Below are 14,469 nucleotides of genomic sequence, written 5' to 3'. Positions count from 1 at the left end.
AGAACACCGATAATAAACGCGTTTGTTTTAACTTTATTAGGCCACTATGAAATACACCACGTTTAATCAGCAAAGTATCAACCCGTTGGTTGAGCCAATGTTTTTTGGTAATCCGGTCAACGTCGCCCGTTACGATCAGCAAAAGCATGCTATTTTCGAAAAACTTATCGAAAAGCAAATCAGCTTTTTCTGGCGTCCGGAAGAAGTTGACGTGACACGTGATCGCGTGGATTTTCAAAAGCTGACCGATCCGGAAAAGCATATCTTTATTTCTAACCTGAAATACCAGACGTTGCTTGATTCCGTACAGGGGCGTAGCCCGAACATTGCGTTCTTGCCGATTGTGTCATTACCGGAACTGGAAACCTGGGTTGAAACCTGGTCTTTCTTCGAAACGATTCACTCGCGTTCGTATACTCATATACTGCGTAACCTGTTTTCCGATCCCAGTGATATCTTTGAAGACATCGTGGTAAATGAAGAAATTAAGCGTCGTGCCTCGGATATCTCTAAATATTACGACGACCTGATCTTCGCGACACAATTGTGGCAGACACAGGGTGAAGGCGATCACACCGTTGATGGTCAGGTCCACACGATTAACCAGTACGAGCTTAAGAAAAAACTGTTCCTGTGTATGAATTCGGTTAATGCACTGGAAGCCATTCGCTTCTATGTTTCATTCGCCTGTACCTTTGCTTTTGCTGAACGTAAATTGATGGAAGGGAACTCGAAAATTATTCGGTTGATTGCTCGCGATGAGAATCTGCACCTGTCTTCAACACAGCACATTTTAAATCTGTGGGCGAAGGGTAAAGACGATCCGGAAATGGCACAAATTGCGCAGGAGTGCCGCGAAGAAGCCCGGGCTATCTTTATGAATGCTGTAGAGCAAGAAAAGCAATGGGCTGACTATCTGTTCCAGAACGGCTCTATGATTGGTCTGAATAAAGATATTTTGTGTCAGTACGTCGAATATATCGCCAATCAGCGTATGTCTGCCATTGGATTCGATATGCCGTTTGATGTAAAAAGCAATCCCCTGCCCTGGATGAACAACTACCTTAACTCAGATAACGTGCAGGTAGCGCCTCAGGAGTCGGAGATCAGTTCCTACCTGGTGGGGCAAATTGACTCGTCAGTAAGTGAAGATGATTTCGCGGATTTCGAGCTGTAATCCCCGCGTGAATGAAAAAAAGCGATGATACATTCCACATCGACGTTGTCGATGTGGGATGTTTTACCTCACGTCCAGCCAAAACGCTATTAGAATCGCTCGAAGCTGAAAACATCCCTGTCCATTACCATTGCCGTGAAGGATTTTGTGGTGCCTGTCGCACCAAGATCATAGAGGGGGAAGTGGATTACACTACTGATCCTCTGGCCTTTATTGACGACGATGAAATCCTCCCCTGTTGTTGTGTTCCGTTGTCCTCCCTTAAGATAAAAGTACAGCTATAACTTCTTTTCCATCATCTATCCGCAAGTACAGTTACACTCAGACCGGCAACCTGTCACAGTTCTTCTTGTGCAATGAGGCACAATTTTTCAAAGGAACTGATGAATGAAATTACTATCTGAAAATGAACTACAGCAACTTCCTGGCGCAGGTTTTACCACTACCATTACCTGCTGTGAATGGAATGTCTTTGGAATTGGTTTTGAAATGGACGTTTTCGCCTTAAATGTAAATTGGGCCGGTGCGGTTGGTCAACATTATGGAGATAGCATGATGTCAGCCTATAACCGGCTGTAATAACTGCGATGATGGTCCTTATTGTGCTGGGTGTGCTCATACTCGCTTGTATTGCATCATGCCTTCATAGCGGCTGGGCCATCATCGCGCATGTTCGCAGTGGCCAGATAAATACATTACTCTCCGTTACTTTTGTCACCGTTATGATGATTCTTGTGACGGCGTTTGACCCGAGTACACTGCAACTGTTAAATGAAGAACGTTATGCTACAACGCTGCTTCGAGGTACTTTTGAAGAGCTTGTCAAAGTCTCAGGTTTACTTATGTTTGCTGCGATCCCAATGTCGGACAAAAATAAACTGTCGCTGTCTACAGGCAACCCTATATGGTTGCTCGCTTTACTCATTGCCACCTACGAAAATATTCAAGTGTGGGCAGCACCAGCGTTAACGTCAGTGGCAGTTATCGCCCAAAACAATTATGTTATACCAACCCATATTCCCGCGGTACATCACTATGGTGTTGGAGGGTTATTTCTATTGGCTATCACAGGCGCTGCCAGATACTTTGTACACTTTTATCTTACTTTTCTGGCTATCACATGTTGGCAACGTGGGGCTTATGTCTTGTTCATCTTTACTCTGGCTGTCCACGGCCTCTTTAATGTAGCCGGGCTGGCAATTGCAGTGCATGCTTCATCACCGCTGATTAACGTTGCTCAGGCAACAATATTATTTATTTTCGGAGCGACGGTACTGGCTTTAGTCAGCTACAGGCTTACGTCTATTCAGGAGAGACTGTCATTAACGGCTTCTAATCACGACTGCAATGCCTCCGAGAATAGCAAATGAAGCAGACACAATTTGCAGGGTTATGGCTTCAGAAAGAAATAACCAACCCGCGAGTACTGCCAACACGGGCACGCTCAGTTGAATAGTGGCGGCATTCGTAGCCCTTATGTGAGGTAGAACCTGATACCATAGCGCGTAGCCCACGCCAGAAGCGATTGCTCCGGACGCAATGGCGAGCATAAGGCCGGTGTTGTCTACCGTTAAATCACCTCCAGTCGAACTGAGCCAGGCAAGAAGCACGGCAGCAAAGGCCAGTGAGTAGACAAAATTGCCTGACGTGACAGCTGTCCCTGACTTAGCACCGCGCCCCATGATTGAATATATTCCCCAGGCAAAGCCAGCACACAGCATAAGTGCAGCAGCCCCGAATGGCGGGGCTGACAGGCCGGGCATCAGCAATACAATAAGCCCGGCTATTGCCATTATAAAGCCCGTAACCTGCCAGCGATGAAACCGCTCTCCGGCCAACAAACCCGCACTGATCATGGTAATCTGTACAGAACCAAACAGCAGTAGCGCGCCTGTTCCTGCACTCATACTCACATAAGCAAAAGAAAACGCAGCGGCATAGGTAGACAATGCCAGGGCCCCTCTCCAGCTTCCGGCTTTTACAGAAGGAACACGAAGCAGACGTGTAATAACTAATAGCGTAATTGCACCGCTTAGCAGCCTGACGGCTGTGAACATACCCGGGGACGTATCCGTCTCAACCAACGCCATTCGGCACAGCAATGAGTTTGCTGCAAACGCGATCATCGCCATCATGGTGTAAAAGCTTATGCGTAATGACGAGGGCAAAGCGGGCTCTCTGTTTAGTAAAGGTGTTGAAATATCATAACGTTATACAATAGCTCAATAAATAACTCGACAACTGAATGTTAACGTCGGCCATGATGTGTACGTCAGTCTGGCGTGTTACCCCTGATACCGGGAAAGCTAAGCAGCGTAAACAGGGCTTATAAGATCAAAAAAGGGCCTGAAAGGCCCTTTTAACAATACAGAAGAGAGTTACAGTTTCAGGCCCAGACGCTCGGCCACTTCAACGTAGGTCTCAACAACAGAACCCAGTCCTTGGCGGAAACGGTCTTTGTCCATTTTCTTGCGGGTTTCTTTGTCCCACAGACGACAACCGTCTGGCGTGAACTCATCGCCTAAGACAACATTTCCTGCTTCATCCAAACCAAACTCAAGTTTATAATCGACCAGAATCATTCCTGCATTATCGAAAAGCGTTTTCAGTACGCTGTTCACTTCAAAAGTCAGCGATTTCATCTTTTCAATTTGTTGCTCGGTAGCCCAGCCGAATGAAATGATGTGGTAATCATTGACCATGGGATCATGCAAAGCATCGTTTTTCAGGAAGAACTCAAACAGTGGTGGTGTCAGCTCTTTGCCCTCTTCCACACCAAGGCGGCGTACCAAAGAGCCCGCAGCGACATTGCGCACCACACACTCAACCGGGATCATATCCAGTTTTTTTACGAGTGACTCGGTGTCAGAAACCAGCGACTCTACCTGTGTCGCAATACCCGCCTCTTCCAGCTTGGTCATGATGAAGTGATTAAATTTATTATTCACCTCGCCTTTGCGTTCCAGCTGTTCAATTTTTTCGCCGTCAAATGCTGACGTATCATTCCGGAAATGGAGGATCAGCTTATTGCTGTCATCAGTTAAATAAACTGTTTTTGCCTTACCGCGGTAAAGCTCTTCACGTTTTTGCATTTTGACTCTCAATTAAATATCAAGGTTATCTTCTGACATCACCCTGGAGAAGGGCTCAAATAAATCCGAAACCTGATTCGCTTCAAACGGCTCGCTTTCGTCGTTCATAAAGGTAATCGAGGTTTTCTCAGCAGAGAGTTTATTCACTTTCAGACGGTAATCTCCTTCCTCAAGTAACGCTTCTTCACTGCTGAACAAGCTTCCCCACCAACCTTCATCTTCACCAGTAAAAGAGACGAACAATAAGCCAGTGGATTTATCAAGATCTTTAACATCAAAGCCCAGTTTGCGCAGCACTAACAAGGTTCTGGGCCATGCCACGTCATATTGGGCACTGACAACAAAAGCCGGCTCACCGTCGGGGTTAAAACCCATTTCGGTATCCAAACCCTGACGAATTCGCGCAATACGACGGCTGTCTTCCAACTGGATCTGATACTCATAATGATTGATAACCTGGTTAAGAATATCAACCTCTTCACGACGTTCCTGCAAATCATTCACACTGGCAACCACGTCGTTACCTGTAGTTGCCATATAGTCTCTCAACTCAACCATCAGGGCAGCTGTTCGACCGTGTGGCTTTTTCTCAAGCATAAATTCGAAACGGCGACCAATCTGACTTTCCGTTGAAGTCCAGTCATACCAACTGCTGTCTTCTTCTTTGTTGATAATCATCCAGTCAGTCACAAGTGTGCCTTCATCTGGATCGAAGCGGTCTACACCGATGCCCTGCTGATCAAGAAAACTTAGTAACGAATTCCAGATGGCTTTTTCCAGCGGTTGTGAATCATCAACCTGATCAAACCAGACCACAGCTTTTTTCGTGCCTTCTTCGACGTGAGAACCGGTAACAACCGGCATAACCACTGACGGAGACATGACAATTAGTTTTTTTCCGACAAGCTCACGGTCCGCTTCTTCACCCACTTCGGGTAGCGCAAAGTCGTCGGAGAACTCGGGTTTATCCAGTTCATCAGGAATTTTCAATGGTTGCTTTTCGGCAGTATCCACATAGTCGTAACTGCCTGAAGCGGTTTTTCTGTCCAGTTGGCTTGAACATCCCGCAAGGGCCAGTACAGTCAGGCCGCTCACTAAAGCCAGGGTTTTATTCATGGGAATCCTTATTAACCAGAAATCAAAGCGTATTTTTTTAATATTTCTTCGATATGATTTTTGCTTGCAAGTTCCGGTAAAACCATCGGTAATCGCAATTGAGCACTTTTCATCATGCCCATTTTATACAATGCCCATTTCGGCATCACGGGATTTGGCTCGATAAACAGGCCGGTATGAAGCGCGTCAATGGTGCGATCTATCTCGCGACACCGTGTAAAATCTTTCGCCAGAGCGGCTTCACACATCTGTGCCATTGCTTTAGGGACGATATTTGCTGTAACTGAAATAACGCCATGTCCGCCTTCACACAAAAACTCACAACTTGTTGCATCGTCACCGCTTAACAGAATGAAACTGTCATCAACGACGGCTTGCGTTGCTTTCAGACGGGAAATATCTCCGGTAGCATCTTTTAAACCAACAATGTTTTTATGCTGTGCCAATTCAGCTACCGTCTCCGTTAGCATGTCAGCAACCGTGCGGCCGGGAACATTGTATAATATGATGGGTACATCAGAAGCGTCGGCGATCGCATTGAAATGCGCTACCATACCTTTTTGCTGAGGCTTATTGTAATAAGGCACGACACTTAAGAAGCCATCTACGCCCAAGTCACTCATTTGCTCAGTCAGAAAAATCGCTTCGGCTGTGGAATTTGCACCACTACCTGCAATTACTGAAATTTTACCGTCAGCTATCCGAACCGTTTCCTTTACCACATTGATATGTTCGTCAAACGGCAAGGTCGCAGACTCGCCAGTCGTTCCTACAGAAACGATACCGTGAGTCCCCTGGTCAATATGAAACTGTACCAGCTTTTCCAGGGCCGGGTAGTCAATATCACCGTGGTCATCCATTGGCGTTACCAATGCTACATAACTGCCAGTAAACATAATCTCTCCGCAATTTGTGAGCGCACATGGTAATTATCTCAGAACGCAAAAACAAGCAGATAGCGCGGCAATTGAGTAATTAAATTGTAATAGCCATTAATAACCATGAAAGAAGCTCTGGTGAGGAAGAATAGATTACGGCTGGACATGTTACTATCGCTCCCCCCTCTTCCAAACCCATCACCGTCATCTCGCATCTGTACTAAGCACCTGTCATTGAAATTGTCTCTGGCAGTGGCACTTAAAAATGCCTCTGTGCTACCATCTGCTTCTGAACTAATCTGACGCAGAAATCATGGCAAAGCATCAACTTATCGTGACTATCCTGGGAACTGACAGCAGTGGCATTCTCAGTGAAATTGCATCTACCGTGTCTGAGGCACAATGTAATATTCTCGACAGCCGACAGGCTATATATGGTCAGGAGTTCTCGCTTACGATGATTCTGGAAGGGACGCAGCCGGCCATTACCAAGGCCGAATGCACTATTCCTCCGTTGTGCCAGCGGCTTGATCTGCTGTCAATGATGAAGCGTACCAGCCATCACGCAAAACAAAATCTGGCGCATTTAATTGATGTTGAGTTCAGTGGTAAAGACACCGCCGGCCAGATAAAAGCCGTTACTGGATTTTTTGCCGAACGTCAGGGATCTATCAGCGCATTTCGACAGCGGACCTTTACGGATAAAGTTACAGGTGAGGAGATGATGCGATGCAAGTTTGTCGTTAATATCCCTGACAGTATAGATTTCACTGAACTCGAAACTTCTCTCAGCGCGCTTTTCGACACATTACAGGTTACCGGTAAGGTAGTTGATAAACACAATAAGGATCCTAATGAAAACGTTACAAGCTGGTGATAAAGCACCCGAATTCACGTTACCCGATCAAAATGGTGATGACGTTTCACTGCAAAGCTTAGAAGGTAAAAAAGTTCTTATATATTTTTACCCCAAAGCAATGACCCCGGGATGTACGGTTCAGGCTCAGGGACTTCGTGATATTCAGAACGAACTGGAAAAGCAAAACGTTGTGGTGTTGGGAGTCAGCCCGGACGCGGTAAAACGTTTGCCAAAATTTATTGAAAAAGAAAATCTTAACTTTACGTTATTGTCAGACGAAGATCATGCCGTGGCAGACGCCTTTGGTGTGTGGGGCCCGAAAAAATTTATGGGCAAAGAGTATGACGGCATTCATCGAATTAGCTTTTTGATAGATGAAGACGGTAACGTTGAGCACGTTTTTAATAAATTTAAAACCAAAGAGCATCACATAGTGGTGCTTGATTATTTGTCACAGAACGCATAATCGAATCCCGTAACGACTAGCCCGGCTGATGACCGGGCTTTTTTGTCAGTTCAGGCCTTCGGACAATGCGCGCCTGTGTCTACCCAGGCCTTAAATAATTTACCAAACGCCGCTTGCGTTCCCGGCGCAGGCTCTCTGCCTTCACCCGGCTCCCACCCCCAGCCTACTAGCGTATCTTCGGCCATGTGGTGAATCATTTCCGGCATGGTTTTGTTGCCATTACGCTCTTTGTCTTTCAGTTGCAGACAAATTTCGCCCAAGGACTTCCCCACCCACGCCATTTCGGGTGGTGCAAGGTGCCATTTAGGGTGACCAGGAATGCTTTTGACATCTTCAGACTGTCCCGTTACTTCAACGTTCATCGCCTGATGACAGGTATTACATTCCATTCCCGCCTCACCGAAATTCCCTGGTCCGCGCTGTACCGGAGGATTATGGACGACCATTTCTTCTCCCTGGAGAGGCTGGTTACCGACGGGATGGCAATTCAGACACCGTGGATGTTGTAATACTTTACCCACTTCTTCAAACAACGCGACGGACCGGGCTTTCTCGCCTTTTACGTCGTCAAAGTCATCCACTGACTTTAACGATTCGGCTACCCCAGGCATGCTTGCTGAAGCAAGAACACACACAGCAAGATACAATACTCGTTTACCTGATATATTCATTATTGCGCCTCCTATGCTTGCGCTGGTTTAACCATGGGTAGTCGATAGGTACTTTCACCGGTAAGCCGTCGCCATGCATTCGCGACAGCAGGACCAATCGGTGGGACTCCGGGCTCGCCGACTCCGGTTGGTGACGCATCGGACTGAATAACAGTGACTTCCACATGCGGCATTTCACTCATTCGTAATGACCGGTAGTCATGGAAATTCGACTGCTCTACTGTGCCACCTTCACTAAGCACCACCTCATCATACAAAATTGCGCCTACCCCAAAACCAACGCCTCCTTCCATCTGCGCCTTGATGTGATTCGGATTGACAGCTACGCCACAATCGACTGCAACCCATACCCGCGTAACTTTAGGTTCACCGTTTTGGTTACGCGTGACCTCGGCAATCTGAGCAACATAGGTGCTGAAGCTTTTATGTACCGCAACACCTCTGGCTGCACCGCTGGCCACAGGACCAGCGTCATCAGCCATCTTAGCAACGGCTCGCAACACCCCGGCATCCCGGGAATCTGGCTTCATTAATTCAAGCCGACCGTCTATTGGATCTTTATCACCCTTTTCGAGCAATTCATCGATAAAGGTTTCTACGGTATACCCGGTATGAGTATGTCCCACTGAACGCCACCAGAGCACAGGCACTTTCGAGTTTGTGTTGTATGACATGCAGCGATGATTGTTAAACTGATAAGGTACCTCACGTGCACCTTCCACACTGGTTTCATCGAGCTCGTCTTGTTTCCCCATTAAGGACTGACAAGCGACATGCTGATCCCACGCGACAATGGTGCCATCTTTATCCAAAGCGGCTTTTAATTTATGAAGCGTTAACGGACGATAAAAGCCCCCCTTGATGTCATCTTCGCGCGTCATTATGTGTTTTACGGGCCGTGTCATACCGGAGGCTTTAAATACTTCAGCCGCCTCTGTCATGTAGGGAGAACCAAACTGCGCCCGACGCCCGAAACTGCCGCCGGCAAGTTGTACATGAACGGTGACCTGCTCCCGGCTCACATCACAAACCTTGGCAATAGCATCGGCATCCCCCCCGGGAAACTGCGCCCCGGCGTAACATTCGATACCACCTTCGGCATTTTTTAGTAACACGGCATCAAGCGGCTCCATGGGTGCATGCGCAAGAAAGGGAAAAACATACTCCTGCTCGACAACGGTCACCCCCTCTTTATTCCACTCTGCGTCCACATCACCGGTGGCGGAAGCCTCAAAGCCACCGGAAGACATGGCCTGTCGAAAGTCATCTTCAATTTGCTTGCTGGACCGGGTTTCTGCATTGGTTTCGTTCCAGGTAACCGACAGTTTGTCGCGGCCTTTAAGCGCCGCATACGTGCTGGTTGCGTAAACAGCAACGCCCTGAGGAATGGTTTTGACCATTGTCACGCCATTGACTTTTAGCGCATCTTCATCTACCACACTGTCAACGGTTGCCCCAAATTTAGGAGGATGAGCAACCACGGCATACAACATGTCATCGGCAATCACATCCATCGTAAAAACGGCTGAGCCATTTGTTTTTGCGGGCGTATCCAGGCGCTGCTTATGTGTGCCTATAATTGAAAACTGATCGCGTGATTTCAGTGACACGTTCTTTGGTGGGGAGAATGCAGCCGCATCTTCGGCCAGCTCTCCGAAATTGGCGGTCTTTCCGGAGGCCTTATGACTAATAATGCCCTTGCTGACTGTTAACGTATTCTGAGGGACGCACCACCGCGCGGCAGCTGCCATTAATAACATTGCTTTGGCAGTAGCACCGGCTTTACGAAACTGTTCGTAAGAGTTGGCAATGGACGTCGAGCCGCCGGTCAACTGCATACCTAAGGCAAAGTTCTTGTAGACCTCGTCATCAACCGGCGACGCCTCAACTCGCATTTGCTCCCAGTCAGCGTCCAGTTCCTCTGCGACAAGTTGGGTTAAGCCAGTGTAAGGTCCCTGCCCCATTTCAAGGTGCTTAGACAGTACGGTAACCTGATTATCCGGTGCAACACGCACAAAAGCATTCATTGACTGACTAGCGCCCTCAACGCCCTGAGGGTCTCCCTGGGTAACAGCTGCAGCGGCCGTTTTAGGTAAAATAGTTAACCCAATGATTAATCCGGATCCCTGAAGAAAGTGCCGTCGGGATACGTCGGTTGTTTGTGCACCACTCATGCTGAAGCCTCCATGTCTTTCGCCGCATCATGTATCGCCTGGCGAATACGCTGGTAAGTGGCACACCGGCATATATTGCCATCCATCGCGTTGTCGATGTCCTCGTCACTTGGTGATGGCTTCTGTTTGAGCAATGCCACAGCACTCATGATCTGCCCTGACTGGCAATACCCACATTGTGGTACATCCAGTGATTTCCAGGCCGCTTGCACGGCTTTCGCTTCACGCCCCTCGACAGACTCTATGGTAGTAACCTGGCTACCCTCGCAGGTAGATATCGGTGTGACACAGGCGCGTTTACTCATGCCATTAACATGGACGGTACAGGCACCGCATTGGGCTATCCCACACCCATATTTTGTTCCGGTTAACTGTTTGGAATCACGGATAACCCAAAGTAAAGGGGTGTCTGGATCGCCATCGAATGTGGTCTTTTCGCCATTCAGGGTGAATGAAAGCACGATTTGCTCCTTGGTGTATTCTGTCCTGGTCAATACCTCAAGCAACAACGTACATGCTAATTTGACATCAGGGTTGGCCTGTCATTAATGGCTTTATACTTACCGGTGGTCGTGAAAGATTAACCAGAATTAACAATCATGAAATATGTGGCGAAATACTGCCTCGCGAGAACCGCATCAGCATAAAGAAAACCGGCAGTTTCTCGGCTGCCGGCATATTGTAACTATTCGGTAAGGGGGGGGTCTGAAGGAATGTCTGGCCCGCCAGACCAGGCGGTAATGACGGCCTTAACCAGCGTTGCCAGAGGGATGGCAAAAAACACGCCCCAGAAGCCCCACAGGCCACCGAAAAAGAGTACAGCAATAATGATGTACAGTGGATGTAGACTTACCGCTTCAGAGAACAATAACGGCACCAGTAAATTGCCGTCCAGTGCCTGAATGATCCCGTACGCGATCATCAGATACCAGAATTCCGGAGAAATGCCCCATTGGAACATCGCAACTATCGCTACAGGAATGGTCACAACCGCAGCACCGATATAAGGAATGAGCACTGATAACCCGACCAACACACCTAACAGCATTGCGTAGCGAAGGTCCATGAGAACAAAGGTGACACACGATACGGAGCCAACGATAAGAATTTCTATCACCTTTCCACGAATATAATTTGCTACCTGGGCATTCATTTCATGACCGACCTGTGAAATCAGGCGGCGCTCTTTGGGTAACAGTTTTGAAATGCTCTCTAAAAAGAACATCTTATCTTTAAGCATGAAGAACACCATTAACGGCACCAAAATCAGGTAAACCAACAGCGCTGCGACGTTTGCAATGTTGCTGAAAGAAGCCGAGATAAGTGACTCTCCGACATCAACCAGTTTTTCATTTAGCCCTTCCATCATTTGATGGATTTGATATACCTGAACGTAATTCGGATACTTATCTGGTAACGTCAGGATCCAGTCCTGTGCCTGCTGCCAGATAACCGGTGTTTCCTGTATCAGGTTCACACTTTGCTTGGTGATAATGGGAACCAGCCCGACAAACAGCATAATCGTAACGGCAATAAAACCAAGTAATACCAGTGTACAGGCAATAGATCGGCTGAGTCCTACACTGACAAGGCGGCTCACCGGCCAGTCTAGTAAATACGCGATGACTGCCGCCACTAACACTGGCATAATCAACTCACCCCACAACAGCAACATGGCGGTGGTTAATAATAAAAGTATCAGCAACATGGCTGAGTCAGGATCAGAGAACTTGCGTCGGTACCATCGACCAAACACACTTAGCATAGATAGCGTCCCGCTAAAGAATCGATTTCAGGACCCGCATCATAGAGTAAAGCGGCCACGTTGAGCAACTCACAAACTACCCGAAAATATCCCGAAGCAGACAATATACTGGTATTGCGCAAAGTGCTGCGGCACAATGACGAAAATTTACGATAAATTTTTGAAACTGTTTACGGTTCAGTACGTTCTAACAGCAAAGGCTTTGCAGTACTCAAAAGAAAGGTGTAATGAGATTAATCGCGCGTAAAGGACTCACCGCTTGCCTGTTTGTTCTCACATGTAGTCTGGCGGCCGTGGCCCAGGATTCGGCGTATTCCAATAAAAACGCTCTGCCAGAGATTGGTGTGGTCGCGTCTGATGCCATTTCTTTGGATAAAGAAATGATTGTTGGCGATGCTGTCATGCGGCAAATGCGCGGACAGGCTCCTCTCGTTGGCGATCCGGTACTTGACGAGTACCTTCAGGATTTGGGTAATCGTCTTGTAGTACACGCTGACAATGCTAAATTCCCTTTTACCTTTTTCTGGGTGAATAACGATGCTATTAACGCGTTTGCGTTTTTCGGCGGCCATATTGGTGTGCACACAGGTCTGATACGGCGAGCAAAAAACGAAAGTGAACTGGCATCGGTACTGGCGCACGAAATTTCCCACGTCACCCAGCGACATATTGCCCGGCGCATGCAGGCGCAGCAACGGGCGACACCTCTGGCAATAGCGTCTATGATAGGCGGCGTGTTGTTGGCGATAGCCAATCCTCAGGCTGGCATTGCTGCCATGCAGGCAGGCCAAGCCGCCTCTGCACAATTACAAATTGACTATACCCGCTCGAACGAGCAGGAAGCGGACCGCATCGGGATTTCAATGCTGGCCAGAGCCGGTTTTGATCCCGACGCTGCAGCCAGCTTTTTCTCTACCATGGCCGAAGAATACCGAATGGTATCGCGTCCGCCCGCTCGTCTGCTTTCTCACCCACTAACCGAAACCCGTATTGCTGACGCCAGGGCGCGTGCCGGAGATTATCCCTCTGTTCGCTTGCTACCGGTACTGTCATTCCATCTCGCCAAAGCACGCATTGTGTCACGTTATTCCTTCGATAAAGAATATAGCCTTGAGCATTTTCAGGCGATGGTGGATAAAAAAGATTATCTGGTGGAGGAAGCTGCTTTATATGGGCTCGGACTCGCCCATATGCGTAATGAAAATATGGATGAAGCACGGAATATCATTATCGACCGCTTGCTCAAGAACGATCCGTCGAATCTGTTTTATCTAGATGCTGCAACCGATATCTCCATTGCGCAGGAAAAATTTGATGAAGCTATATCACGCCTGGAATCTCATATATCACACACCCCAAGAAATACGGTTCTTGCGCTTAACTATGCGAATGCATTGATTTATGCAGGTCGGTTTGCACCGGCTATTCAAATACTTAAAGACTATCTGCTGGTCAACCCGGATTACGAACTGGCGTACCAATTACTGTCAGAAGCGTATCGCAAAGCAAAACAGTTTGGTGACATGCATCAAAGCAAAGCGGAAGTGTATGCTTTGTATGGAGCTTATGCGCGAGCGGTTGATGAATTGCAATACGCATATAATTTTGCTGGTGAAGACCACCTTATTAAACAGCGTATCCGCGCACGCATAAAGCAACTGCGTGAAGAAGAAGAGCGGTTAAAGCGACTGTGACTTCAGCGCATTAATCGTATCTGACAACAATGTTTCGCTGACCTCTCCCATCAATGTTTTTTTCACTCTACCGTCGGGCCCAATAATAAAAGTGGCGGGCAGATAGGGTGGTCGCTCCATGGGCATTATCATCTTTTCATCGGGCACAACCAAAGGCAGATGTATTTGATATTTGTCTTTAAGTTCTCTAATACGCTCTTTGCTTAAGGGATCATAACTTACCGCGAAAATCGTCGTATCAGCTGGCTTCTCAGCATGGAATGCGACCAATTCAGGGATTTCACGTAAACACGGTGCACACCACTCAGCAAAATAGTTGACGACAACCCATTTACCCGAAAAATCTGACCAGCGGTATTGGCTGCCGTCGAGGGTTTCGAAGTCTTTTTGCATGGCTTGCCATGACATTACGCCTGCAATCATGGCTGCGACCAATAACATCCCGACAAGCAACACTCTCATGTGTCCCTGCTGCTTCACATTAAAAGCCGTTAATCTCATTACTGCCCCTTGATTATCATGATTAAACGCGCAATAGTCCGTGGCATAAACTACGTATTCCCCATCGCCGATGGGT

16 protein-coding genes are annotated in these 14,469 nt (G+C 47.6%); 7 read left to right on the top strand and 9 right to left on the bottom strand.

The genetic code is table 11. The features are described from left to right. Nucleotides 1-46: 46 nt before the first annotated feature. The 4 genes from nrdB (at nucleotide 47) to ACLBLI_RS09165 (ending at nucleotide 2,547) form a co-directional block, all read left to right on the top strand. Nucleotides 47-1,177, top strand: a complete 1,131-nt coding sequence (nrdB, locus tag ACLBLI_RS09180; RefSeq protein ID WP_414830780.1) for a class Ia ribonucleoside-diphosphate reductase subunit beta — start codon at nucleotides 47-49, stop codon at nucleotides 1,175-1,177. Between the two features lie 11 nt (nucleotides 1,178-1,188). Next, entirely contained in the window at nucleotides 1,189-1,461 is a 273-nt protein-coding gene (gene yfaE / locus ACLBLI_RS09175) for a class I ribonucleotide reductase maintenance protein YfaE (protein WP_414830779.1), read from the top strand. 103 nt (nucleotides 1,462-1,564) lie between these two features. Next, complete coding sequence (locus tag ACLBLI_RS09170) at nucleotides 1,565-1,756, top strand: hypothetical protein (protein ID WP_414830778.1); 192 nt, start codon at nucleotides 1,565-1,567, stop codon at nucleotides 1,754-1,756. An 8-nt stretch (nucleotides 1,757-1,764) separates the two neighbouring features. Then, nucleotides 1,765-2,547 (top strand): hypothetical protein, encoded by a 783-nt coding sequence (locus ACLBLI_RS09165; RefSeq protein WP_414830777.1) that lies wholly within the window; start codon nucleotides 1,765-1,767, stop codon nucleotides 2,545-2,547. On the opposite strand, the gene ACLBLI_RS09160 is transcribed toward ACLBLI_RS09165, so the two are convergent. The 4 genes from ACLBLI_RS09160 to dapA form a co-directional block, all read right to left on the bottom strand. Next, a complete protein-coding gene (locus tag ACLBLI_RS09160) occupies nucleotides 2,500-3,345 on the bottom strand; it encodes a DMT family transporter (RefSeq protein ID WP_414830776.1) in 846 nt (281 codons plus the stop codon). The two genes, ACLBLI_RS09165 and ACLBLI_RS09160, sit on opposite strands and share 48 nt — an antisense overlap. Nucleotides 3,346-3,555: 210 nt before the next feature. Then, on the bottom strand, nucleotides 3,556-4,269 hold the full coding sequence (gene purC, locus ACLBLI_RS09155) for a phosphoribosylaminoimidazolesuccinocarboxamide synthase (RefSeq protein ID WP_414830775.1): 714 nt from the start codon (nucleotides 4,267-4,269) through the stop codon (nucleotides 3,556-3,558). 12 nt (nucleotides 4,270-4,281) lie between these two features. Continuing rightward, complete coding sequence (gene bamC / locus ACLBLI_RS09150; protein WP_414830774.1) at nucleotides 4,282-5,385, bottom strand: outer membrane protein assembly factor BamC; 1,104 nt, start codon at nucleotides 5,383-5,385, stop codon at nucleotides 4,282-4,284. An 11-nt stretch (nucleotides 5,386-5,396) separates the two neighbouring features. Then, nucleotides 5,397-6,281: a 4-hydroxy-tetrahydrodipicolinate synthase gene (dapA, locus tag ACLBLI_RS09145; protein ID WP_414830773.1), complete on the bottom strand. Its 885-nt coding sequence runs from the start codon at nucleotides 6,279-6,281 to the stop codon at nucleotides 5,397-5,399. A 295-nt stretch (nucleotides 6,282-6,576) separates the two neighbouring features. Between dapA and ACLBLI_RS09140 the strand changes: the two genes are divergently transcribed. Both ACLBLI_RS09140 and bcp read left to right on the top strand, forming a co-directional pair. Continuing rightward, nucleotides 6,577-7,140, top strand: coding sequence for a glycine cleavage system protein R (locus tag ACLBLI_RS09140; protein ID WP_414830772.1), 564 nt, complete (start codon nucleotides 6,577-6,579; stop codon nucleotides 7,138-7,140). Further along, nucleotides 7,118-7,588 (top strand): thioredoxin-dependent thiol peroxidase, encoded by a 471-nt coding sequence (bcp, locus tag ACLBLI_RS09135; protein ID WP_414830771.1) that lies wholly within the window; start codon nucleotides 7,118-7,120, stop codon nucleotides 7,586-7,588. The genes ACLBLI_RS09140 and bcp overlap by 23 nt, the downstream gene beginning before the upstream one ends. A 50-nt stretch (nucleotides 7,589-7,638) precedes the next feature. Here the strand turns inward: bcp and ACLBLI_RS09130 are convergent, their stop codons facing one another. From ACLBLI_RS09130 to ACLBLI_RS09115, 4 genes are all read right to left on the bottom strand, one after another. Continuing rightward, on the bottom strand, nucleotides 7,639-8,259 hold the full coding sequence (locus ACLBLI_RS09130) for a hypothetical protein (RefSeq protein ID WP_414830770.1): 621 nt from the start codon (nucleotides 8,257-8,259) through the stop codon (nucleotides 7,639-7,641). Between the two features lie 11 nt (nucleotides 8,260-8,270). Beyond that, nucleotides 8,271-10,433 (bottom strand): molybdopterin cofactor-binding domain-containing protein, encoded by a 2,163-nt coding sequence (locus ACLBLI_RS09125; RefSeq protein ID WP_414830769.1) that lies wholly within the window; start codon nucleotides 10,431-10,433, stop codon nucleotides 8,271-8,273. Continuing rightward, nucleotides 10,430-10,894 carry a (2Fe-2S)-binding protein gene (locus tag ACLBLI_RS09120; RefSeq protein ID WP_414830768.1) on the bottom strand — a complete coding sequence of 155 codons (465 nt, stop codon included), beginning with the start codon at nucleotides 10,892-10,894 and terminating at the stop codon, nucleotides 10,430-10,432. Before ACLBLI_RS09120 ends, ACLBLI_RS09125 begins: the two co-directional genes overlap by 4 nt. Before the next feature lie 224 nt (nucleotides 10,895-11,118). Further along, nucleotides 11,119-12,198 carry an AI-2E family transporter gene (locus ACLBLI_RS09115; protein WP_414830767.1) on the bottom strand — a complete coding sequence of 360 codons (1,080 nt, stop codon included), beginning with the start codon at nucleotides 12,196-12,198 and terminating at the stop codon, nucleotides 11,119-11,121. Between the two features lie 227 nt (nucleotides 12,199-12,425). Between ACLBLI_RS09115 and ACLBLI_RS09110 the strand changes: the two genes are divergently transcribed. Next, nucleotides 12,426-13,892: a M48 family metalloprotease gene (locus ACLBLI_RS09110; RefSeq protein ID WP_414830766.1), complete on the top strand. Its 1,467-nt coding sequence runs from the start codon at nucleotides 12,426-12,428 to the stop codon at nucleotides 13,890-13,892. On the opposite strand, the gene ACLBLI_RS09105 is transcribed toward ACLBLI_RS09110, so the two are convergent. Next, the gene (locus ACLBLI_RS09105) at nucleotides 13,878-14,393 is read right to left on the bottom strand and encodes a TlpA family protein disulfide reductase (protein WP_414830765.1); all 516 of its coding nucleotides are present in this window, start codon (nucleotides 14,391-14,393) and stop codon (nucleotides 13,878-13,880) included. The two genes, ACLBLI_RS09110 and ACLBLI_RS09105, sit on opposite strands and share 15 nt — an antisense overlap. Nucleotides 14,394-14,469: the final 76 nt, after the last annotated feature.

It is taken from the genome of Alteromonas sp. H39 (assembly GCF_047556435.1).
In the GTDB taxonomy this organism is placed as follows: domain Bacteria; phylum Pseudomonadota; class Gammaproteobacteria; order Enterobacterales; family Alteromonadaceae; genus Alteromonas.
This window is presented reverse-complemented; position numbering and strand designations above follow the sequence as displayed.

What these genes read in the sequence shown, in the direction of transcription:
- nrdB (WP_414830780.1), top strand. Translation starts at nt 47, where the DNA reads ATGAAATACACCACGTTTAATCAGCAAAGTATCAACCCGTTGGTTGAG.
- yfaE (WP_414830779.1), top strand. Translation starts at nt 1,189, where the DNA reads ATGAAAAAAAGCGATGATACATTCCACATCGACGTTGTCGATGTGGGA.
- ACLBLI_RS09170 (WP_414830778.1), top strand. Translation starts at nt 1,565, where the DNA reads ATGAAATTACTATCTGAAAATGAACTACAGCAACTTCCTGGCGCAGGT.
- ACLBLI_RS09165 (WP_414830777.1), top strand. Translation starts at nt 1,765, where the DNA reads ATGATGGTCCTTATTGTGCTGGGTGTGCTCATACTCGCTTGTATTGCA.
- purC (WP_414830775.1), bottom strand. Translation starts at nt 4,269, where the DNA reads ATGCAAAAACGTGAAGAGCTTTACCGCGGTAAGGCAAAAACAGTTTAT.
- bamC (WP_414830774.1), bottom strand. Translation starts at nt 5,385, where the DNA reads ATGAATAAAACCCTGGCTTTAGTGAGCGGCCTGACTGTACTGGCCCTT.
- dapA (WP_414830773.1), bottom strand. Translation starts at nt 6,281, where the DNA reads ATGTTTACTGGCAGTTATGTAGCATTGGTAACGCCAATGGATGACCAC.
- ACLBLI_RS09140 (WP_414830772.1), top strand. Translation starts at nt 6,577, where the DNA reads ATGGCAAAGCATCAACTTATCGTGACTATCCTGGGAACTGACAGCAGT.
- bcp (WP_414830771.1), top strand. Translation starts at nt 7,118, where the DNA reads ATGAAAACGTTACAAGCTGGTGATAAAGCACCCGAATTCACGTTACCC.
- ACLBLI_RS09130 (WP_414830770.1), bottom strand. Translation starts at nt 8,259, where the DNA reads ATGAATATATCAGGTAAACGAGTATTGTATCTTGCTGTGTGTGTTCTT.
- ACLBLI_RS09125 (WP_414830769.1), bottom strand. Translation starts at nt 10,433, where the DNA reads ATGAGTGGTGCACAAACAACCGACGTATCCCGACGGCACTTTCTTCAG.
- ACLBLI_RS09115 (WP_414830767.1), bottom strand. Translation starts at nt 12,198, where the DNA reads ATGCTAAGTGTGTTTGGTCGATGGTACCGACGCAAGTTCTCTGATCCT.
- ACLBLI_RS09110 (WP_414830766.1), top strand. Translation starts at nt 12,426, where the DNA reads ATGAGATTAATCGCGCGTAAAGGACTCACCGCTTGCCTGTTTGTTCTC.
- ACLBLI_RS09105 (WP_414830765.1), bottom strand. Translation starts at nt 14,393, where the DNA reads ATGAGATTAACGGCTTTTAATGTGAAGCAGCAGGGACACATGAGAGTG.